20 protein-coding genes are annotated in these 21,569 nt (G+C 58.6%); 9 read left to right on the top strand and 11 right to left on the bottom strand.

Going from position 1 to position 21,569, the window contains the following annotated elements:
- Window positions 1–39: 39 nt before the first annotated feature.
- From HXW73_RS04060 to HXW73_RS04045, 4 genes are all read right to left on the bottom strand, one after another.
- A complete protein-coding gene (locus HXW73_RS04060; protein ID WP_186255015.1) occupies window positions 40–705 on the bottom strand; it encodes an alpha/beta hydrolase in 666 nt (221 codons plus the stop codon).
- Between the two features lie 158 nt (window positions 706–863).
- Window positions 864–1,067, bottom strand: coding sequence for a cold-shock protein (locus HXW73_RS04055; RefSeq protein WP_009101184.1), 204 nt, complete (start codon window positions 1,065–1,067; stop codon window positions 864–866).
- Window positions 1,068–1,258: 191 nt separating this feature from the next.
- Window positions 1,259–2,923, bottom strand: a complete 1,665-nt coding sequence (locus HXW73_RS04050) for a GMC family oxidoreductase (protein WP_186255014.1) — start codon at window positions 2,921–2,923, stop codon at window positions 1,259–1,261.
- Between the two features lie 27 nt (window positions 2,924–2,950).
- Window positions 2,951–4,468 carry a CoA-acylating methylmalonate-semialdehyde dehydrogenase gene (locus HXW73_RS04045; RefSeq protein ID WP_186255013.1) on the bottom strand — a complete coding sequence of 506 codons (1,518 nt, stop codon included), beginning with the start codon at window positions 4,466–4,468 and terminating at the stop codon, window positions 2,951–2,953.
- A gap of 140 nt (window positions 4,469–4,608) precedes the next feature.
- On the opposite strand from HXW73_RS04045, the gene HXW73_RS04040 reads away from it, so the two are divergent.
- The 3 genes from HXW73_RS04040 to HXW73_RS04030 all read left to right on the top strand — a co-directional run bounded on the left by HXW73_RS04040 (window position 4,609) and on the right by HXW73_RS04030 (window position 7,812).
- Entirely contained in the window at window positions 4,609–5,517 is a 909-nt protein-coding gene (locus HXW73_RS04040; RefSeq protein WP_186255012.1) for a LysR family transcriptional regulator, read from the top strand.
- Window positions 5,518–5,631: 114 nt separating this feature from the next.
- Entirely contained in the window at window positions 5,632–6,258 is a 627-nt protein-coding gene (msrA, locus tag HXW73_RS04035) for a peptide-methionine (S)-S-oxide reductase MsrA (RefSeq protein ID WP_446718997.1), read from the top strand.
- A 171-nt stretch (window positions 6,259–6,429) separates the two neighbouring features.
- Complete coding sequence (locus tag HXW73_RS04030) at window positions 6,430–7,812, top strand: NAD-dependent succinate-semialdehyde dehydrogenase (RefSeq protein WP_186255011.1); 1,383 nt, start codon at window positions 6,430–6,432, stop codon at window positions 7,810–7,812.
- An 85-nt stretch (window positions 7,813–7,897) separates the two neighbouring features.
- Here HXW73_RS04030 and HXW73_RS04025 read toward each other — a convergent pair whose 3' ends face one another.
- From HXW73_RS04025 to HXW73_RS04005, 5 genes are all read right to left on the bottom strand, one after another.
- Window positions 7,898–8,377: a phosphatidylglycerophosphatase A family protein gene (locus HXW73_RS04025; RefSeq protein WP_186255010.1), complete on the bottom strand. Its 480-nt coding sequence runs from the start codon at window positions 8,375–8,377 to the stop codon at window positions 7,898–7,900.
- Window positions 8,377–9,114 (bottom strand): tellurite resistance TerB family protein, encoded by a 738-nt coding sequence (locus tag HXW73_RS04020; RefSeq protein ID WP_186255009.1) that lies wholly within the window; start codon window positions 9,112–9,114, stop codon window positions 8,377–8,379. Before HXW73_RS04020 ends, HXW73_RS04025 begins: the two co-directional genes overlap by 1 nt.
- 93 nt (window positions 9,115–9,207) lie before the next feature.
- A complete protein-coding gene (locus HXW73_RS04015; RefSeq protein ID WP_186255008.1) occupies window positions 9,208–11,811 on the bottom strand; it encodes an AAA family ATPase in 2,604 nt (867 codons plus the stop codon).
- Window positions 11,808–12,953 (bottom strand): exonuclease SbcCD subunit D, encoded by a 1,146-nt coding sequence (locus tag HXW73_RS04010; RefSeq protein ID WP_186255007.1) that lies wholly within the window; start codon window positions 12,951–12,953, stop codon window positions 11,808–11,810. The genes HXW73_RS04015 and HXW73_RS04010 overlap by 4 nt, the downstream gene beginning before the upstream one ends.
- A 105-nt stretch (window positions 12,954–13,058) precedes the next feature.
- A complete protein-coding gene (locus tag HXW73_RS04005) occupies window positions 13,059–14,687 on the bottom strand; it encodes an SLC13 family permease (protein WP_222105039.1) in 1,629 nt (542 codons plus the stop codon).
- A gap of 273 nt (window positions 14,688–14,960) precedes the next feature.
- Between HXW73_RS04005 and HXW73_RS04000 the strand changes: the two genes are divergently transcribed.
- Entirely contained in the window at window positions 14,961–15,575 is a 615-nt protein-coding gene (locus HXW73_RS04000) for a CDP-alcohol phosphatidyltransferase family protein (RefSeq protein WP_186255005.1), read from the top strand.
- Window positions 15,576–16,116: 541 nt separating this feature from the next.
- Window positions 16,117–16,431 (top strand): hypothetical protein, encoded by a 315-nt coding sequence (locus tag HXW73_RS03995; protein ID WP_186255004.1) that lies wholly within the window; start codon window positions 16,117–16,119, stop codon window positions 16,429–16,431.
- A 90-nt stretch (window positions 16,432–16,521) separates the two neighbouring features.
- Here HXW73_RS03995 and HXW73_RS03990 read toward each other — a convergent pair whose 3' ends face one another.
- Window positions 16,522–17,826 carry an MFS transporter gene (locus HXW73_RS03990; RefSeq protein ID WP_186255003.1) on the bottom strand — a complete coding sequence of 435 codons (1,305 nt, stop codon included), beginning with the start codon at window positions 17,824–17,826 and terminating at the stop codon, window positions 16,522–16,524.
- 157 nt (window positions 17,827–17,983) lie between these two features.
- Here HXW73_RS03990 and HXW73_RS03985 point away from each other — a divergent pair, with 157 nt between their 5' ends.
- The 3 genes from HXW73_RS03985 to HXW73_RS03975 are packed head-to-tail and all read left to right on the top strand — an operon-like array spanning window position 17,984 to window position 19,568.
- Window positions 17,984–18,514 (top strand): helix-turn-helix domain-containing protein, encoded by a 531-nt coding sequence (locus tag HXW73_RS03985; RefSeq protein WP_186255002.1) that lies wholly within the window; start codon window positions 17,984–17,986, stop codon window positions 18,512–18,514.
- Window positions 18,511–19,233: an AzlC family ABC transporter permease gene (locus HXW73_RS03980; protein WP_186255001.1), complete on the top strand. Its 723-nt coding sequence runs from the start codon at window positions 18,511–18,513 to the stop codon at window positions 19,231–19,233. The genes HXW73_RS03985 and HXW73_RS03980 overlap by 4 nt, the downstream gene beginning before the upstream one ends.
- Complete coding sequence (locus HXW73_RS03975; RefSeq protein ID WP_186255000.1) at window positions 19,230–19,568, top strand: AzlD domain-containing protein; 339 nt, start codon at window positions 19,230–19,232, stop codon at window positions 19,566–19,568. The genes HXW73_RS03980 and HXW73_RS03975 overlap by 4 nt, the downstream gene beginning before the upstream one ends.
- Window positions 19,569–19,582: 14 nt before the next feature.
- On the opposite strand, the gene HXW73_RS03970 is transcribed toward HXW73_RS03975, so the two are convergent.
- A complete protein-coding gene (locus HXW73_RS03970; RefSeq protein ID WP_186254999.1) occupies window positions 19,583–20,512 on the bottom strand; it encodes a DMT family transporter in 930 nt (309 codons plus the stop codon).
- A gap of 97 nt (window positions 20,513–20,609) precedes the next feature.
- On the opposite strand from HXW73_RS03970, the gene HXW73_RS03965 reads away from it, so the two are divergent.
- Window positions 20,610–21,557 (top strand): LysR substrate-binding domain-containing protein, encoded by a 948-nt coding sequence (locus HXW73_RS03965; protein WP_186254998.1) that lies wholly within the window; start codon window positions 20,610–20,612, stop codon window positions 21,555–21,557.
- The last annotated feature ends 12 nt before the right edge of the window (window positions 21,558–21,569 follow it).

The raw sequence follows: 21,569 nt of genomic DNA, 5'->3' as shown, positions 1-21,569 counted from the left end.
TTACTGTGCCCGCCTTTTGCAAGGTTGTCGACGCAGCCGTTATTTCAGCCGCTGTAAAAGCCAGCGCCCAATATCACTTACCTGCTGGGGGCAAAGCGAGTGGGCCATGGAATACTGGCGATAATTGACCGCATAGCCCATGCTCGTTAAGCGGTCAGCTCCGCTTTTACCCAGGCTTTCCGGCACGATAGGGTCGAAGCTGCCGTGCTGGACCTCAATGGGAATATGCCGATTGGCCTCGGCCAGCGCAATGCTGTCGGCGGTGGCGAAGTAAGTCGACATTGCCAAGAGCCCGCCAAGCGGCTCGGGGAATGACAGCGCGGCATGATAAGCAACGGCGCCCCCTTGGGAAAAACCCGCCACAATAATCCGCTGGCTGTCGATACCCTGGTCAATCTGCTCATGAATCAGCGTTTGAATACGCTCGGCCGAGATCTTTAGCTGCGCCTCATCGACCCGGCGGCCCAGATCCATCGCCAGAATATCGTACCAGGCGGGCATCACCATTCCGCCGTTGATGGTCACCGGCAAGCGGGGCGCGTGGGGCATGATAAAGCGCACATTGGCGCTGGCCGGCAACCCTAGCGCGGGGACTAAAGGTTCAAAGTCATGCCCGTCGGCACCTAAACCATGCAATATGAATACACACGCATCAGCGGGTTTACCGCTCTTTGGCTCGATGATGAGTTCGCCAGGCGCTGTCATGATTGTTCAATCCTTGCTTAAAAAAACATCACCCTAGCGCAAAGCAACGTCTGGGGCGAGTAATGCGGCCATTTTTCATACACATACAAAAAACCCCGCCTAAGCGGGGTTTTTCAGCACATCAGCTATTGGCTGATGGCACACATCATCGTTCTAAATTACAGAACTTTGATGTTGGAAGCCTGAAGGCCTTTTTTGCCCTGGGTGACGTCGAAGGAAACCTTCTGACCGTCTTGCAGGGTTTTGAAACCGTCAGCCTGAATTTCGGAGAAATGCGCGAACAGGTCGTCGCCGTTGTCGTCCGGAGAAATAAAGCCGAAGCCTTTAGTGTCGTTAAACCACTTAACGGTACCAGTTGCCATGATCGAAATCCTCGATAAAGCGTATTTAAAGCCGGGTAATACCCGAGTTGCAGTGGGTAGAACAAGAAACTTTCACCAGACTCAACGCTTGCGGCGCTTCGATACTGCTGACAACGTTCGACTTGCTAACCTACTGCCCAGAAGAATGCGCCTTGTTTCAGCACACGTCAATACTATCGCGTAAAAAAGTGTCAGTTCGATGACCGCGCCGATAATATCCACCCGGCGGCTTTTTCCGCGATCATCAGCGTCGGGGAGTTTGTGTTGCCGCTGGTGATGGTCGGCATCACACTGGCATCCGCCACGCGCAGCCCAGTGATACCGCGAACGCGCAACTGGCTATCGACGACGGCCATCGGGTCATCTTCTCGCCCCATCCTTGCCGTGCCCACGGGGTGGAAAATCGTCGTGCCAATATCCCCCGCCAGGCGCGCCAGTTCATCGTCAGTCTGGTACTCGAGGCCAGGCTTCATCTCTTCTGGATGGTACTTGGCAAAGGCAGCCTGCTCGGCAATCCGGCGCGTCACCCGCAATGAATCCGCAGCCACCTTACGATCCTCCGGCGTACTCAGGTAATTCGGCATGATGGCGGGCGCCTGGCGTGGGTCGCGGCTTTTAATCCTGACCGACCCGCGGCTGCTGGGGTTCAGGTTGCACACGCTCGCAGTAATCGCGGAGTACGGATGTAGCGGCTGGCCAAAAGCTTCCAGGCTTAACGGCTGAACGTGGTACTGGATATTGGCGTAGTCATACTCCTCGGAGCTGCGCGTAAAGATACACAGCTGCGACGGCGCCATACTCATGGGCCCGGTACGTTTAAGGGCATACTCCAGGCCAATTTTAGCCTTGCCCACCAGAGAGTTGGCAATCGTGTTGAGTGTTTTACCCCCCTGGACCTTATACACCGAGCGGATTTGCAGGTGATCCTGCAGGTTTTCGCCCACGCCAGGCAAGGCGCTTACCACCTCGATATCGTGCTCGGCCAGCAAGTCAGCGGGACCGATACCAGAAAGCTGTAACAACTGAGGCGAACCAATCGACCCAGCGGACAGGATCACTTCCTGGTTGGCGCGCACTCGCAGCGTCTCACCGTTGCGCACCACTTCGGCACCCACACAGCGCGTCGTTGTGCCATCGTTAGCAAACACGAGTCGATTGACATGGGTTGAGTGCCAGACGGTAAGGTTCTGACGCTGTCGCACTGGCCTCAAGAACGCTTTTGACGTATTCCAGCGCCAGCCAGCGCGCTGATTGACCTCAAAGTAGTCCACCCCTTCGTTGTCGCCGCGATTAAAGTCGCGTGTCCGGGGAATACCCGACTGTGCCGCCGCTTCAGCAAAATCATCCAGCACTTGCCAACTTAGCCGCTGCTTTTCCACCCGCCATTCACCGCCGTGGCCGTGAAAATCGCGGTGCTCAGCGTCGGCATCGCCGCCTTCATCCAGGCGATGATGGTGTTCGTGCTTGATAAAATCAGGCAGACAGTTTTCCCAGCGCCAGGCATCGTCGCCGGTCACCTCGGCCCAGTGGTTATAGTCCCTCGCTTGACCGCGGACATACAGCATGCCGTTGATGCTCGAACAGCCACCCAGGGTCTTGCCCCGTGGGTAAATCAACGAGCGGCCGTTGAGCCCTTTATCCGGCTCGGTGCGGAACATCCAGTCGGTGCGCGGGTTATTGATGCAGTAAAGATAGCCCACTGGAATATGAATCCAGTGGTAGTTATCGCGCCCACCCGCCTCGATAAGCAGTACCCGATGGTTGGGGTTGGCGCTCAATCGATTGGCCAGCAGGCACCCCGCAGTACCTGCACCCACTACAATAAAGTCAAAGGTATTGTTAGTTGTATCGGTCATGAGCTGGCTCCAGTAACGCGACGGCGTTTACTTGGCGGTGGGCATGACGAAATCGGCCCCGCCATCGATCGAGTCGGACCAGCGCTGCATGATCGACTTCTGCTTGGTGTAGAAACGCACGCCTTCTTCACCGTAGGCATGGGTGTCGCCAAACAGCGAACGCTTCCAGCCGCCGAAGCCGTGCCATGCCATCGGCACCGGGATGGGCACGTTGATACCCACCATGCCCACTTGAATGCGGCGACCAAACTCCCGCGCCACACTGCCGCTTTCGGTAAAGCAGCTGACGCCGTTGCCGAACTCATGGTCGTTGATCAGCTGAATCGCCGTGGCCGCATCAGGCACCCGCACGCAGACCAGTACCGGGCCAAAAATTTCTTCTTTGTAAATCGTCATTTCCGGCGTGACATGGTCGAACAGCGTACCGCCCATCCAGAAACCATCAGCACAGCCGTCGCCGGTCTGTGAGGCGTCAAACTCGCGCCCGTCGACCAGCAGCTCAGCCCCTTCGGCCACGCCCTTGTCGATATAACCGGTAATGCGCTGGTGCGCTTCGCGGGTCACAATCGGGCCCATTTCGGCGTCCAACTGCATGCCGTTTTTCACCTTGAGCGACTTGGCGCGCTCCGCTAGCGCTGGCACGACCTTATCAGCCACATCGCCCACCAGCACGGCCACGCTGATCGCCATGCAACGCTCGCCCGCTGAGCCATAGGCGGCGCCGATCAGGGCATCAACGGCTTTATCCAGATGCGCATCGGGCATCACGACCATATGGTTTTTCGCCCCGCCGAGCGCCTGGACGCGCTTGCCGTGGCGGGCGCCCCGCTCGTAAATCAGGTTGGCGATGGGTGTGGAGCCGACAAACGACAGCGCCTTGACCTCGGGATGATCCAGCAGCAGTTCAACTGAGTCCTTGCCGCCTTGAACGACGTTAAACACGCCATCAGGCAAACCGGCTTGCTTGAGCAGGTCGGCAATCATCAACGAGGCGCTGGGGTCCAGCGGGCTCGGTTTGAGGATAAAGGTATTACCCGTCACGATCGCCACCGGAAACATCCACATGGGCACCATGACAGGAAAATTGAACGGCGTAATCCCTGCCACCACGCCAAGCGGCTGGCGAACCGTCCAGTTATCGATCCCGGTGCTCACCTGTTCAGTGTAGTCGCCCTTCATCAACTGGGGAATACCGCAGGCGAACTCGACGATATCGATGCCCCGGGCCACTTCGCCCTGAGCATCGGTAAACACCTTGCCGTGTTCTTTAGTGATCGCCTCGGCCAACGCGTCTTTATTGGCGTTGAGTAACTCCAGAAACTTGAACATCACCCGCGCGCGGCGAATGGCCGGCGTATCGGCCCAGGCAGGAAACGCAGCCTGGGCGGCATCCACGGCGGCGTTCACATCGTGCTCACCGGCCAGCGACACTCGACCGCTAACCTGGCCCGTCGCAGGATTGAACACGTCCTGGGCAGCGCCAGTGCCCTGGCTTACCTGGCCATTAATAAAATGTTGGATAGCAGGGGTCGTTGTTGTGGTCATAGAGGCAACCTTTATAAGTGTTGTGAGCGTGAAAAAAAGCAATGGCACCAGAATAAGCGCCTCATCACCGCGATCAATTGAGTAATTTTTAACCACGATATAAGCTTTGCTAATAACAATACGCTTCAAGAAGGTCGCCCATGCAAGAATACGCCACACTACGGGCGTTCGTGGCGGTTGCCCGCGCTGGCAGCGTGTCCCGCGCCGCCGAGCAACTGCACCTCACCCAGCCCGCCATCAGCCTAAAGTTGAAGCAGCTTCAGGCTAATCTAGGTCTCACACTGTTCAACCGACGCCCTCAAGGCCTGAGCCTGACCGCCGACGGTCTTGCCTTGTTACCGGCTGCCGAAAAGGCGCTGGCCAGCGCCAGCGCTTTTGAACAGACCGCCAGCGCCCTGCACAGCACGCTGCGAGGCAAACTGACCATCGGCACCATCGTCGACCCCGAGTTTATTCGTCTCGGGGCCTTTTTGAGCCGCCTGATGCTCAGAGCGCCGCAGCTTGAAACCGAGCTGCACCACGGCATGAGCGGCCGCGTGTTGACACGCATTGAACAGGGCGAGCTGGACGTCGGCTTTTACCTCGCCCCACCTGGGGAAGGCACCGGCCACTCGGCGCTGGCCTGGCGTGAGCTGACCCAGTTCGATTATCACGTGATTGCGCCTGCCGGCTGGGAGGCGCGGCTGGCAGATACCCGCTGGGCGTCGCTGGCCCGCCTACCGTGGATCGTCACTCCCCCCGACTCCGTTCACCACCGACTCCTTCAGAACCGCCTGGCCGACAGCGGCATCACGCCAAACCGGGTCGCCCAGGTCGACCAGGAAGCCTGTATGCTCGACCTTGTGCGCGCCGGCGTGGGCCTTAGCCTGGCGCGTGACGCCTTGGCCATGGCCGAACGTCAGGAAAGCGGCCTGGCCGTGGCGGACCATGTTCGCCTGCCCTGTGCGCTGGGCCTGATTTGGCGGCACGACCGTGCCGCCGAGCCCCCCATCGCCGCCGCGCTAAAAACCCTGGACGACGTATGGCCACCGCGCCACGGCCAGGTTTAACGAAGGGATAACCATAAATTGTGATAACCATCGATTGTAAGGAAAGTGAACCACCTGGCGACCTAACAACTCGAAATTGACGACAGCATGGTTCACCTCCCGGGAGTCAACCTCATGATGCAACGCCTAACACTTCGCCCACTAGCACTGGGTATCGCTGCGGCCACCATTGGCGTCACCAGCACCTCGCTGCAGGCCGAAACGCCCGCGGAAGCGGTCTTTGCCGGGGGCTGCTTCTGGTGCATGGAACCCCCTTACGACCGCCAGCCCGGCGTGACAGCAACCATTTCCGGCTATACCGGCGGCGAGCTGGAAAACCCCACTTACGACGACATCAGCAGTGGCGACACCGGCCATATAGAAGTGGTCAAGGTCGAATACGACGCAGACCAGATCAGCTACGAACAGCTGCTGGAAATTTACTGGCGCAATATCGACCCCTTCGCCGTCGGCCGTCAGTTCTGCGATGTCGGCGACCAGTACCGTTCAGCGATTTTCTATCAGAATGACGAACAGCAAGCGCTTGCCGAAGCCTCGAAAGAAGCGATGGAAGAACGCTTCGAAGAGTCAATAACCACCGAGATACTGCCCGCTGACACTTTCTGGGCAGCCGAGGAATACCACCAGAACTACTACGAGAAAAACCCGGTCCGCTACAAGTTCTACCGCTTCAGCTGCGGTCGTGATGGCCGCCTGGAAGAGGTTTGGGGCGACGAAGCTGGCGGGCCAACCTATGACTAGTCGCGGCCTCCATCTCCCCATAGTGAGAGGCTATTAGGCAACGCCGTCCATTTTCTACTACATTAGTTAAGTAATTAAAGTAGACCAGTCGGTCAACGCTAGCGACGCGCCAGGACGCGATTATTAAAGCAGCGTTGATTTCACCATGTTGATCTAAAGATAGGAGATCTTATGAGCAACAGCATCACCACCGTTAACCCCACCACCGGCGAAACGCTACAGACCTATGCGCTGATGGATGAAAGCCAGGCGAAACAGATCGTTGAGGCCAGCCATCAGGCATTCCTCGACTGGCGTCTAAAACCCCTTGAGCACCGCGCCCAAGTCGTCAAAGCCATCGGCGAAGCCCTCAAGGCGAACAAGGAAGCGCTTGCCGACCTGATGGTCAAGGAAATGGGTAAGCTGCCCGAGCAGGCCTATCAGGAAGTGGATCTTTGCGTGGGCATCTGCGATTACACCGCCCAGCACGGCCCTGAAACCCTTGCCGATGAAGTACGCAACCCCAGCAACGGCGAGCGTGGCATTGTCACCTATTCGCCCATGGGCGTGATCTACGGCATTCAGCCGTGGAACTTCCCTGCTTATCAGGTGGTACGCTATTCCATCGCCAACATCATGGCGGGTAACGCCGTACTGCTGAAGCATGCCGAATGTGTCACTGGCAGCGGCCTGCTGCTTGAAAAAATCTACCGCGAGGCGGGTCTGCCGGAAAACGTTTTCCGCACGCTGGTCATGTCCCACGATGTCTCTGACAAAGTGATCGCCCACCCCGCCGTGCGCGGCGTCACGCTAACCGGTAGCGACGGTGCCGGGCGCAAAGTGGCCACCAAGGCCGCCGAGCATCTGAAAAAGACCGTGCTTGAACTGGGCTCCAACGACGCCTACCTGGTACTCGACGACGCCGACCTGGAGGTCGCCGTTGATACCTGCGTCATGGGCCGCGTCTACAACACTGGCCAAACCTGTGTCGCCGCCAAGCGCTTCGTGGTCACCGAGGCCAACTACGAGGCCTTCAAGGAGCGTTTCGTCGAGAAGATGAACGCCCTGAAGGTGGGCGACCCGACGCAAAGCGGTACCGACGTTGGCCCCATGGCGCGTGTCGATTTGCGCGACGACCTTCACGAGCAGGTCGAAGAGAGCGTACGCAAAGGCGCAACGATCCTGTGCGGCGGCCAAAAGCCCGAAGGCAACGGTGCCTTCTACCCGGTCACCGTGTTGGATAACGTCACGCCTGGCCAACCGGCCTACGACGATGAGCTGTTCGGTCCCGTTGCGGCGTTGATTCGCGCCAAGGATGACGACGACGCCATGCGGATTGCCAACGACAGTCGTTACGGCCTTGGCGGCGGAATTATATCCCAGGACGTGAAGCGCGCCACCGAGCTTGCCAGCCAGTATTTCGATACCGGCATGGTATTTATCAACGGCTTTGGCGTGGCTACTCCGGAAATGCCGTTTGGCGGCGTGAAGGATTCAGGCTACGGCCGTGAGCACGGCGGCTTCGGCATGCACGAATTCGTCAACGCCAAGTCGGTCATCGTTGTAAAAGAGTGAGTCTCTGTTAGGTACAATTTGATGCACTGACGAAAAGCGCCGCAGGTTTTTAGCCTGCGGTGCTTTTTTTATATATGACGGATTGTTAAGTGCTTTTTAGCGTTCGGCGTTGCAAGAATTTGAACAGCAGCGCCAGCACGACCCAGGTCACTAGCGCGGCAATCACATCGTCCAGCACGATGCCCAAGCCGCCATGAACATACTCCGCCAGGTGAATCGGCGGCGGTTTAACGCTATCGAAAAAGCGGTAAATCGCAAACGCCAGCAGCATTACCAGCGGCTTGCGCGCAGCCGTTAATCCAATGACGGCCAACGGAAACGCAACATACTCATCGGCAACGATACTGCCGTGATCCAGTCCCGCGTAATGCCACGCGGCGACGTGACATACCGGCACTGCCGCCACCAACAGCACGGCGATCACCGCCGCCTGATAACCAACCGGCCTGCCCAGCAACCACCACGCCAGCGGTATGCCAATCAGCGAGCCGAAGGTGCCCGGCGCCATAGGCGCCAAGCCTAGACCAAAACCGGTGGCGACCCAGAAATTGAGCGTATCAAGCATCAACCGGCCTGCTGGGCTTGCTGCTCAAGCTCGCGGGCCATGTCCGGCGATAATTCGAGGGCGCTTGCCAACTGGTCGAGCCAGGCGCGCTCCATGGGGTTTTGTTCGTCGGTCACGGCCACGCTGATCAGGTACATTTCCCGCGCCGCCTGGGGGGAATCCGCTTCACGGGCCAGTGCCTGGGCGTCCAACGGCGCCTTTAGCTGCCGCTCCACCCAGTTATGCATTTCCCGATCAGCACCCAGCTCATCAATCTGCTCGGTGATCAGCGCCTGCTCCTGCTCGTCGATATGGCCATCGGCCCGGGCGGCCATGATCATTGCCTGCAGCAATTCAAGGCTGCGGCGTTCCTGATACTCGCCGTTTAGCACCTCGACGCGCTCGCCTTCACCACTGCCCTGCTCGCCGGACGCATTTTTACCAGCTTGCGAGCTTTGCCAGGCCTTCCAGGCCAACACGCCAACGCCCGCAATGGCGCCGTACTTGAGCGCTTTCCCGCCCAATTTGCGGCCACGCTTGGAGCCGACCAGCATGCCCATGGCACCACCGCCAAGCAGGCTTTTCATATCGAACCCACTTGATGAGCCGCCGCTGGACTTGCCGCCTTGATCACCACCGCCCAACTGTTTGGACAGGCCACTCAGCATGCCTTTGACATCGACGCCGCCACTGCTGCTGCCCTTCTGGCTACCGCCTGCCTGCTGCATCAGTTGCTGTAAAATCTTGCTTGCGTTCATCCTTGTACTCCTAAGTAGAGAGTCTTTTCAGGACTCGCTGACGATCAACTCACGTTATAGAACATGCTGCATGAACGCAGCATGAACCAGGCATTAAATAAGTGCGCCCTTTATTTCCACCGAGCTTCCCTGACGACTCGCCCGTACGTCAACACGGACCGGTATTTGCTCCTTGAGTTCGCTGACGTGGGAAATAATCCCGATCATGCGCCCGCCCATTTGCAGCTCACTGAGCATGCCAATTGCCTGGTCCAGAGCGTCCTGGTCGAGGCTGCCAAACCCCTCATCGATAAATAGCGTATCCAGCTGAATGCCGCCAGCGTAAGCCTGCACCACGTCGGAAAGCCCCAGCGCCAGTGCGAGCGCGGCCATAAAGGATTCACCGCCCGATAACGTCGACACCGGGCGGTTCTTGCCGGTGTAGGTATCGGCCACGTCAAGCTCCAGCCCAGAGGCGCGGTTGCCTTTGGACGGGTCTTCGCGGCGCACCAGCTGATAGCGACCGCGGCTCATGTGCACCAGGCGTTCCGAGGCTTGGATCAGCACATCGTCCAGCAGCACGCCGAGCACAAACCGCTGCAGGCTAATGCGATGCCCCGTGCGACCGTTGGCGACCTCGCTTAACGTTCCCCATACCCGGTACTGGGCTTCAAGCGATGCCTGGGCGGCATGGGCGGCATTGAGCTTTTCTCGCGTGGCATCCAGCTGCGCAACCCGCGCGGCCAGCTGTTGATAGGTTTGTTCGTTGACCTGCTCCTGAGCCTTTGCCTCAGCGACCTGCTCCGCCAGGGCGGTCAGATCCGGCAATGCCTGCCCCTCAAGGCGAGAGTGCATTGCCTCCAACTGCCCTTCCAACTTGGCCAATTCGCGCTGAAAGTTAGCCACCGCCTCGCTGAGACGTTGTGCCTCTTCATCGCTTAACCGCGCCTGATCAAACGCCTCTTCGTCGTCGAAGACACTATCGGCCAAAGCGTGTTGCCACGCCTGCTGTGCTTCATCAAGGTCGCTATTGGCACGGGCCTGGCGCTTGTTAACGTCGTCAAGGGTTGTCTCGGCGCGAGCCAGCGCCGTCTGGGCCTGCTGGGCTTTTTCCTGCGCCGCTTGCCAGGCCGTCTCGGCGGCTTGAATATCGCGCTTGAGCTTGGCCTGTGCGGCTTCCAGCACCTCCAGCGAGGACTGCTCACCCAGTTCATCGCGTAGTCGCTGGCAATGCGAGGCCTTGTCGGCGAGTTGCTGGCATAACTGCGCGTGATGCTGCTCGGCTTTCGACAGCGCCTGGCGGGCTTTTTCGAACGCCGCACGCGCCTGCTTGACCTCGGCCTGGGTCACCGGCGCTTGCTCGGCGAACGCCGGGGCTGGATGGTCGAGACTGCCACATACCGGGCAAGGCGCCTGGGCTTCCAGTCGCTCTGCCAGAAGCGCCGCCTGGCCTTGATGCCAGCGCATTTCCTGCTCGGTAGCATGCTGCTCTGCGGCCTCGACGCCTGGCCGCAGTCGCGCGACTTCGGCCGCCGCGCCTTCGACCTGCTCGGCAAGTTGCTCACGCTGGGATTCAAGCGCTGCCAGTTCCTGGCATTGCTCAACGGCGCGATGCAAGCGAAACGCCTGCTCGCGCCAGGCGGGCAACTGCTCAAACGTCGGTTTGGCGTCCGCCAGGGCTTGCTGGGCATTGGCCTGCGCCGCTTGCTGATCGACAACAGCGCGCTCTGCCTCGACGTGCTCTTCGCGGGTCGACCGGGCCGTTTGCTGGACGGCTTGCAGGCGTTGGTACACCGTTGCCAAGGCCTGGGTCTGGCCATGGGCGGCCAGCCGTGCCTGGGCGTCGTCGATGTCGTCTTTCTGATCTAACAGTTCTTTCCTGGCCGCCTGGAGCCTTGTCTGTTGATCAAACTGGGCCTGTAATTCCTTGCCCTGGCGCTCGGCGTGTTCAGCGGCTTCGCGGCGCGCCTTGGCCTCGGCGAGGTCGTGCTGGGCGGCTTGACGCTGGGGCTCCAGGGCGCAGCGTTCCTCGTCGAGGGCGGCATCGCTTTCCACGTCGCTTGCCTGCAAAATACCCTGCACCCGCTGGCGGTGGTTATTGACGTCGCGCTCGATCTGGTTGGCTTGGGTACGCAGATGCTCTTCAATGCGTTGAAAAATCTGCGTTTGAAACAGCTGAGAAAAGATTTTTTCGCGGTCTTTCGAGTCCGCCAGCAACATCTCGCGAAACTTGCCTTGGGGCAATACCATCACCTGACGAAACTGGCTGGCGTCGAGGCCCATCAGAGCCTGGACCTGAGTCGTTGCATCGTTGACGCTTTTGGCAACCAGGCAGTCGCCCTGTTTGCCTTCAGCCGTCAGCTGCCAAAGCTGAGCTTCCGCATTTTGCGTAGTCGTGCCTTCGCCACGCGCCTTGGGACGCTCCTGCTGGGGCACCCGGCGAACCCGGTAGGCGTTGCCGCGCAGGCGAAAGTCCAGCGTTACTTCGGTAAGCGCATCCGCCGAAGCCTGGTCGCAGCGCATCTGGCTGGCGTCACGTTCAGCGCCAGTGGTTTGGCCATAAAGCGCAAAGCACAGCGCATCCAGAATCGAGCTTTTGCCCGCGCCGGTGGGGCCGTTAATCAGAAACAGCGGGCTTTGGCCCAGCGCGGTGAAGTCAACGGTTTCCCGACCGGCGAAAGGGCCAAAGGCCTGCATGGTCAAGCATAGCGGCGTCATCGGGTTTCCTCGTCACGGTTGAGCTGGCTAATCAGCTTGTTCATGGCGTCGGCCTGCTCGTCGGTCATCGCCTCGCCGCTGGTCTGGGTGAAGAAATCGCTGAACATATCCAGCGCGCTGAACCGCAACCGCTCGCGATCCAACTGTTGGCGGCCGCGGGATTCCAGCATGCCGGGCTTCTCCAGGTGCAGTACGTTGGGGTAAACCTCCCGCAGCTTGCCCATGGGGTCGAGGATGGCATGGTGGTCGGTCAAGCGAACCAGCAGGTAGTCGTCGGCGTTAGGGTCGCTTAGCCCCTGGGCGATGAGCGCGTCCAGCTCGCCTTCCAGAATTCGCACGTCCAGGCGCGGCGTCAGCGGATGATGGGCGATATGACGGACGCCCTGTTCATCGATATCCACCAGGGTAACGCCTTTGCGCTGGCTGGCTTCGGAAAAGCTGTACTTGAGCAGAGAGCCGCTGTAGCGGATATGCTCACCGCCACGGTATTGGGGGCCGTGCAAATGCCCCAGCGCCACGTAGTCAAACGATTGCATGGGCTCCCAGGCGACGCTTTCGGCACCGCCGAGCGTCAACGGCCGCTCGGAGTCCGACGCACTGCCGCCATCCACAAAGCAGTGGCTCATCAGCACCGTGGGGCGTGTTGGGTGACGCTGGGCGTTGATCCGCTCGACCAGGTAGCGATGGGCGCTGTCGAAATCGCGCACATCCGCGGCCAACTGGCTGCGCACATATTCCGGGTCAGCGTAGGGAATGCCAAAAACGTCCACCTCCACGCCTTTAGCAGACAGCGTGACCGGCCGCTCGATGTCAGCCAGGTCCGAAAGAATGTGCAGCCCCGCCTGACGTAAATGGCGCGCGCCAAAGCCCAGCCGCTGGGCGCTGTCGTGGTTGCCGGAAATCATCACTACCGGCAGATTGCGCTCGCTGCACAGTGCTGTCAGCACCTTGTCCAGCAGCGCGACCGCCGTGGCAGGCGGCACCGAGCGGTCATAAATGTCCCCGGCGATCAACACCGCATCGACGGCCTCCCGGTCGATGATGTCGATCAGTTGATCGAGCACATAACGCTGGTCATCGATCAGCGAAAGGTTGTGAAACAGCCGACCCAAATGCCAGTCGGCGGTGTGCAGCAGGCGCATGGCAAACTCAGCAACAACAAAAGAAGTACGGCATCATACCAATCTCATTAACAAAACGCCCCGCTCGTGGCGGGGCGTTGCTAGGCAAGGTCAGCCGTCAGCGAATTAACGGCGGAAAGCGTCAGGGTAGCTGGTCAAGTCAACGCCCCACATCATCGGCAGCAGGAAGTAGACTGCCCCGACGATCAACAGCAGCGCCAGGATATTGAGCCCGAAGCCATTGCGTACCATCTCGGCGATCTTGATTTTGCCGGTGGCGAAAATGATCGCGTTGGGCGGCGTGCCCACCGGCAGCATGAAAGCGCAGTTGGCCGCCATGGCCGCGGGCACCATCAGGACGAACGGATGCACGTTTAGCGCCAGCGCCAGAGACGCCAACACCGGCAATATCATCGTCGCCGTGGCGGTATTCGAGGTGATCTCGGTCAGGAAAAGCACCATGGCACTCGCCAGCAAAATCACCAGCAGGAAGTTGACGCCTTCCAGCACGCTCATTTGCTCGCCGATCCACACGGCCAGGCCCGAAGAACTAAAGCCTGCCGCAATCGCCAGGCCACCGCCGAACAGCAGCAGAATGCCCCAGGGCACATCCTTGGCCACCTCCCAGTCGAGCAGGCAGCCGCCTCGACTTTTGGAGGGAATCAAAAACAGCGCAATGGCCGCCACCATGGCAATCATGGTGTCGTTGATGCCGGGAATATTGAGCAGTTGCCCTTCCCATAGAAACGAGCGCGTGATCCACATGAAGGCCGCGAACAAAAATACCCACAGCACCGCTTTTTCTTCAAAGCTGGTCGTGCCCAGCGCCTGCTTTTCTTTGTCGATCACCGCTTTACCGCCCGGCAGGTCGGCGAATTTGACCGGGTAAATAATCCGCGTCAGCAGCAGCCAGCTGGCAAACAGCAGAATCACTACCACAGGAAAGGCAAAGAACAGCCATTCGGCGAAGGAGATCTGGACCCCAAACAGCTCTGACACGGTCGCCGCTAGAATGATATTCGGCGGTGTGCCGATCAAGGTGCCCAGGCCGCCAATGGTACCGCCGTAGCCAATACCAAATATCAGCGCCTTGCTGAATTTATCGATATCTTCACTGTGGTCGCCGTCGGATTTGCTCAGTTCCTGGGTGACTTGATACACAATCGCCGTGCCAATCGGCAGCATCATCATTACCGAGGCGGTGTTGGACACCCACATCGACAAAAACCCGGTGGCCGCCATAAAGCCAAGCACAATACGATTGATACTGGTGCCCAGCAGGCCAATAATCACCAGCGCAATACGCTTGTGAAGCCCCCATTTCTCCATTGCCAGGGCGATCATGAAGCCGCCTAGGAATAAAAAGATAATCGGATTACCGTAGGCCGCCGTGACCCGGCTGCCTTCAAGCGCCCCGGTGATGGGGAGTAGCACGATAGGTAACAGCGACGTCACCGGAATCGGAATCGCCTCGGTAATCCACCACACCGCGACCCACAGCGTTGTGGCCAGCACCATGCGGCCTTCAATACTCAGGTCGGCAGGATGAAAAAACAGCAACACAAAGGCGAACAGCAGTGGCCCCAACAGCAGCCCTACTTTTTGTGGCTTTTTATACGCTGGCGGACGCGGCCCCCCGCCCGAGCCGTTGCCTGAGGAGGAACCGCCTCCCGACCCACCCGAGATGGGCAGCGCGCACAGTAAGAGTGTTTTGGCCTGTTGATGAGAGACCCAAAGCTGGTCCCACACCGTCATCAATCCATTGCTTCGCATACGACGACTTCGCTCACGGAGTAGGGTGTAAGGTATTAAACAATGCGCACGACCCACCAATGGACGGTGAGCCTATCAATACGTGCGAATTCTCGGGCCCCGTTTTCCACTTCCCTACGCCTTTAGTCCAGTCATTTATGGCTAATTAATACCAAAGTATAACGACTTTGGTATTAGTTAATGCGACAACCCACTACACCGCACCACTGATTAATCGATATGTTAACTTGCTGTTTTTATTCCAAGGAGCCTCGTATGCTCGATCGCTGGACCATGCCGCTGACCCATCGGCCACTTGAACGGGTCGCACTGGGGCTCAAAGGCCGCGTAACGCCCGACCAGATTACCTTTGCCGCTTTCCTGATAGGCATCACTGCCCTGCCGTTGCTGGCATGGGAGCATTACAGCCTTGCCTTGGTGGCGGTATTGTTGAATCGCTTGGGAGATGGCTTGGATGGAGCCTTGGCTCGTATAAGCGATCAAACGAGCACGGCTGGCGGCTTTCTGGATATCGGCCTGGATTTCGTCTTTTACGCGGCCGTCGTGCTGGGCTTTGCGTTGGCCAACCCGGCTGAGAATGCCCTGGCCGCCGCTTGGCTGTTATTTGCCTTTATCGGCACCGGCACCTCGTTTTTAGCGTTTGCGATTGCCGCCAAACAGCGCGGCGTCGAGCGGCCCGACTTCCCCACTAAAGCCTTTTATTACCTGGAAGGACTTACCGAGGGAACCGAAACCTTCGTCGCGCTGGTGGTGTTTTGCCTGTTTCCCCAGCATTTCCCGCTACTCGCCAGTATTTTCGCGGCGGCCTGCCTAATCACCACTGCCACACGGCTATGGGGCGGTTACCTAACCCTCAAACGAGGTGCATAGACGCAAAAAACCCCCTTTCGGGGGCGTTCATGCATCTCACCAACATCCTGTCGTGTGTATCCATCCTGGATACCTTTCCTTGGCTTGTGCTGTATGACGTCCTGTCGTTCGACTTCCTGTCATGTGACGTCCTGTCACTTGATTTCCTATTGGTCTTACTGGCTTATCCATAAGCCTGCCTTCCTGGCGAGTCAGACAATTCTCTGTCGTTCACACCATTAACCATAGATGCCAACCAGCAGTCTTGCAAACATTTGCACAAATTTATTTATTTGGGCGCTAACAATCAGCTCCAGCAACTCATTGAACACTCGCGCACCCAACTAAAACATAACACGTTGTTATATAACCATTAATTTTAAAAACACGAGCTCTTTAAGTAAAAGAACGCTTATATTAAAAGACTTTCCATTTGTATATCCTAGGTTATGGCACCGCAATTGACATTATAATAGGCTTTTCGACGTACAATATAGGTACAATATTATAGATATCGGCAACGCTCGATATGGACTACCCCGCATTCACAAGGAGACGTGCTATGCAACGCGAACAGCGTATTGAGATTTCACAGGCCGGGCTGCAGCTCGCCATTCAGGAAATCAAGGACGACATGTTTGACACCCCAGCCTGCGACTTCACCGTTGCCAAACTGTTAGGCCACTGCGGGCAAACAGACCAAGCCGAGCAAATACTGGACGAAATGCTGCTTAAATGGGGCGCCTCCCCTGACGTCCAGGCGCTAAGGCAAAACGGTTACGCAGCGATTCGCAGTGGCGATCCAACCATCGCCAACGCCGAAGAAGCGCTTGGCAAACCGCAACACGACGAATCACCGGCGCTGGAGGTTATCTAGGTCCCGGTAACTGATTGACTCGCTTCCCTTTGTGCACCTGCCAGCCGTTGTTGGCAGGTGTTTTTTTACTTGCCTATACCTGAATCTGCTTCAGGCTTTGGACGACAATAAAACCTTCTTTAGACGCTCACGCTCGTGCTCCTCATAGAAGCTGGGGTCATCGAAGAGATCGCCCTGGGTATCATCAACGATCAATTCCAGTGCCTCTGCACTACTTTGAACCATCGGCTCAAAATGCGCCGTGTGGGTCACCAGCGCCGTTACGCGGCGACGACGGTAAATGGCGTAACCCCATAGCAGGATAAACACACAGGCAATGTAGATCGGCAGACCATGACCACCGACGGCTGTCATCAGTGACCCCGCGGCAATCGGCGCAACCGCGCACCCGGCCCCGTGCATCACCAACATATCCGCCGAACCGGAGACAATTTCATCCTGGTGCAACTGGTCAATCAACTGCGCCACCGCCAACGGGTAGAGCGAGAACGCCAAACCACCCCAGATAAAATACAGCCCCAGCAGCACCTCTCGGCTGGGCGCAAAGGGCATGGCCGCAGCGACCAGCGCCGCGAACAAGACCACCCAGGTCATGACCCTCGGGCGGTCATGTTTATCAGAGAAGCGCCCGATGGGGATCTGCAGCAGCGCGCCGCCAATAATTGCCACGCTCATTACCAGCCCCACGCCGCCAATATCAAACCCGAGCTGAGTGGCGTACACCGGGGTCATTGACCAGAACGCCCCCATGGCCAGCCCCGATAAGGCAGCAGAAGCGACGGCCAGTGGCGCAAAGCCCAGCAACGCCCGCAGGCTGCTTTTAGGACGCTCGGAAATCCTGGGCTGAACGCGGCGGGTCATGGTGATCGGCAACAGCGCCCAACTGATCAATATTGCGATCACCACAAAGAGTAAAAATCCCTGCGGTGACGAGAGCCGGAGCAGTTGCTGTGCCGTTGCCAGCGCCCCCAGGTTGACCACCATATAGACGGCAAAAATGCGCCCCCGCTCTTGGCTGGCCGCCTGGCTATTCAGCCAGCTCTCGATCACGGTAATCAGGGTAATAAATGAAAGCCCATACGCCACGCGCAAAGGCAGCCATACCCACGGGTTAATAAACACCAGGTGCAACAGCGCTACCGATGCACAGATAGAGGCGCAAAAGCCGAAGGTGCGAATATGCCCCATGCGCCGAATCAAGCGCCCGCTCACCCAGGTGCCGCAGATGAAGCCGACAAAATAGCCGGACATGATCATCCCCAGCACCGCGCTGGAGAAGCCCTCCCCCGTGCCACGCAGCGTTAGCAGCGTATTCAGCAAGCCGTTGCCCAGCAGCAACAGCGCCACACTACAAAGAATCGACTTGACGGGTTTGAGCATTGCCAATGAACGCATAGCGCTTCCTCGCAGCTGGCGACCTAAAGACAATGCATAAAGGGTGCCATTCCCCATGGACGCTATCATTGATGGGCTGGATGATTGACAGGCTAACGTTCTTTATATAGAACGTTCTATAAAAGGAACACCTATAAAGTCAACAGGCGGCGCTCCTATGGATGCACTTTCCCTCAACACCCTTGGCCACCATCTACAGAGACTTCGCCTCGAACGCGGCTGGTCGCTTTCGCAGCTGGCCAGTGAGGCGGGCATCGCAAAATCCAACCTGTGCCGCCTTGAGCAAGGTAACGGCAACCCGACCCTGGACACGATCTGGCGCCTGGCCGTAAAGCTGAATGTGCCTTTCGGCACCTTGGTCGCGCCCATTTCCGTGCCGCTCGGCGAAGACGGCGTGCAGGTGCGCCTGATCGATCAAGGCAAGGACTGCCCCCAGGTAGATGCTTACTGGATGCGCTGCGCACCCCATACATTGCGCCAAGCCGAAGCCCATACACCGGGCACGCGAGAATCCCTCACGCTGATCAGCGGCTGGCTGGAAGCAGGGCCAGAGGGCGACACGACAACGCTGACGCCCGGGTGCCATGTCACCTTTTGCGCTGACCAACCCCACCTCTACCGCACCCAAGCGGCGGCGGCCACCCTGCTAATGACCATTACCTACGGTAAAGAAGGCGAAACACCATGAGCCAACTTGCCCAACATTCCTCCGCCCGGAGCGCGTTGCAGGGCGTTCGTGAAGCGATTCCTCTGCTTGGCGGCTACATCCCAGTCTCGCTCTCGTTTGGAGTCATCGCCACGCAAGCTGGATTTAGCATGTGGGAAGCCGCCGCTATCTCATTGCTCATCTATGCGGGTGCCTCGCAGTTCTTATTCGTTGGCATGGTGGCCGCGGGGTCTCCATTGTGGCTTGTCGTGGCAATGACACTGCTGATTAACGTACGCCATGTGGTGTACGGCCCTAACCTGGCGGCGTTATTACCGCGCAGCCGCCACTGGCCCTGGCTGATGCACGGTCTAACCGACCAGGTATTTGCCCTGGCACTCACCCGGCTGCCCCAGTTGCCTGAGCCCAAACGCTTTGGCTGGTTTGTTGGCGCATCGCTGCTGGCCTGGGGTGTTTGGATAGTTGGCACAATGGTAGGCGCTACGGCAGGGGAAACGTTAACCGCCCGCTGGCCGCTACTCGGAGAAGTGATGCCCTTCGCGCTACCCGCCCTGTTTCTTACCATGGTGGCTCCGCGCTTCACCAATAAACGCTGGGCAATGGCCATGGGGCTCACCATCCTGGCTGCGCTAGGTTTAACGCTGGTCGGCTGGAGCAACATGGCGATTCCGCTGGCAGCCGCCTGCGGCGCGCTATGCTTCTACACGGTTAAATTCGAAAAAAGGAGGCGTGACTCATGAGTACCGCGCTTTGGCTCGCCGTTGTAGTGTCGGCCTTGGGCACCCTGCTGATGCGGGTGGTGCCGTTTATGTGGATGCAGCGCCGCCTGGATAGCGACACCGGCATGAACGCCATGCCGCAATGGCTTGGGATTCTCGGCCCGTTGATGATTGCGGCCGTGTTAGGCGTATCCGTTGTGCCAGTGAGCCCTAGCGTGATGTCCTGGATCGCGACCGTCATCGGGCTTAGCGTCACACTGCTGGTGTGGTGGCGACTGCGCTCGCTGGGTTGGCCGGTGGCCGCTGGGGTCAGCGTGTTTGGCCTGGTGGAAGTCGTCGCCGTGTTAGTGGGGTAAGCGGATTAATGGCCTTATCGCGTCACCAGTACGATGCCAACCAGGATAACGCCGCCGCCCACCAGAAAATTGATGCTTAACGGCTCGTTGAGCAACAGAGTGCCAAAAAGGACGCCGAACAGCGGTCCCAGGAAAGAGAACACACCCAACTGGGACGCGCGATAGCGGCGTAGCAGCGTGAACCACAGCATCAGCGCGGCAAATGAAATAATCAGCGCCTGAAAAGCGAGGCTAGCAACCGCCATGGAAGTAAACTGCGCGCTCATTAACTGCCCCGACAGAGCCGCCACTGGCAGTAGCAGCAGCGCCGTCACACTCAGCTGATAGCTTAGAGTGAGCTCTGCGGGGGCCTCAGACAGCGAGGTCTTGCGGATCACCACAGTGGTGGCCGCCCAGGAGAGGCCTGCGAGCAACCCCAGCGCATCACCGATGAGGATATCGATGCTATAGGCACCGCTCGGCGCCATGGCAATCACCATACCCAGAAACGCCAAGCCAACGCCCCACCACTGGCGAAGGGAAAGCTGCTCCCCCGGCACCCAGAGATGAAGTCCCAGCGCTGCGAAGATCGGCGCGGTGTAGAGAAAGACCGACATATGCGATGCCAGTGTGTAAGTCAGCCCCCAAGCGACAAAAGCGAACTCGGCCGCAAACCCAAGACCAACCAGTAACCCAGGCCCCCAATGGCGGCCCACATCCGCCCAGTGAATGCCGCGCCAATAGGCGAGCAACCCCACCAGACAACCGGCGATAGCGGAGCGCAGGGCGATCTGCACCACAGGTGAGATATCCTCAGCCACGCCTTTAATCGCCACCTGCTGAAACCCCAGCACCAGACAAAACAGCAGCATCAGCGATGCTGCTGCAGCATCCACTGACTTTCGCTGCGTATGCCCTAGCATCCTGGCAGCATGGGCATTCGAGGCTATTCTTTGATTATTCATGGTGAGCTCCTATAACATCAAGGCGCTCATTGCAGCAGTAAGCAAAATTGCGTACAAACGATTACTTATCGGGCCTAGGCTTAGGAAAACTCATGCTATGAGAATTGAGAGGCTACCGCTGAATGCACTGCGCGCGTTTGCCGAAGCCGTGCGAGAAAATAGCTTTAAAGCCGCCGCGTCTCGTTTGGGAGTGACCCCTGGCGCCGTTAGCCGGCAGGTGAAACAGCTGGAGGATCGATTGGGTGTGGTGCTGTTTGAACGGCATGCCAATGGCGTGTGCGCGACCGAAGCTGGCCGGGGGCTTGCTGAAGATGTGCAAGCGGGTCTTTTGCGCATCGCCAGCGGCGTGCAGAACGTCACCGAGCGCTCAGAAGACGCGTTTCGCTTACTATTGAGTGCGCCACCTTCTTTCCTACAGCTTTGGCTACTCCCCCGCTTACCCGGTTTTGAAGCCAATGAGCGGCAAATAGAGATCTCTCTGGATGCCGAGGCGCGCTTGACGCCGCCGTCATGGATGCCCAACAGGGCGCGCTTATCGTTGCGCTACGGCAAGGGGCCCTGGCCCGGCGTCACCAGCCAGCGTCTGTTTGAAGACACCCTCTTTCCTGTTTGCTCGCCCACCCTGTTAGCGCAGGAGCATATACACACGCCTACCGACCTGCTGGCCCAGACACTGCTCACCGTGGACTGGTGCAGCCATGCGGGTCACCCGATCCCAAGCTGGCACGACTGGTTTAAAAACGCCGGAGTGGCAATCAAGAAGATCCCCCACCAGCGCCAATACTCGCTCTACAGTTTGGCGCTCGATCAGGCTATTGCCGGGCAGGGCGTGGTACTGGCCAGCTACCCATTGGTGGCCGACCGTCTCGCTAGCGGGGTGTTGGTGCGCCCATTTGCTGAGCACTACCCGCTCGCTTCTCCGTTCGCCTATGAACTGATTCTGCCTTCTGAAGGCGTAACACCACCGGCGGTGGCGCGCTTCACCGAGTGGCTAGAACAAGAAGCCGCCCACTTTCGGGGAACGCCCCCAGACAGGCATCTATAAGGCAACTTAACC

It is taken from the genome of Halomonas sp. SH5A2, assembly GCF_014263395.1.
Taxonomy (GTDB): domain Bacteria; phylum Pseudomonadota; class Gammaproteobacteria; order Pseudomonadales; family Halomonadaceae; genus Vreelandella.
This window is presented reverse-complemented; position numbering and strand designations above follow the sequence as displayed.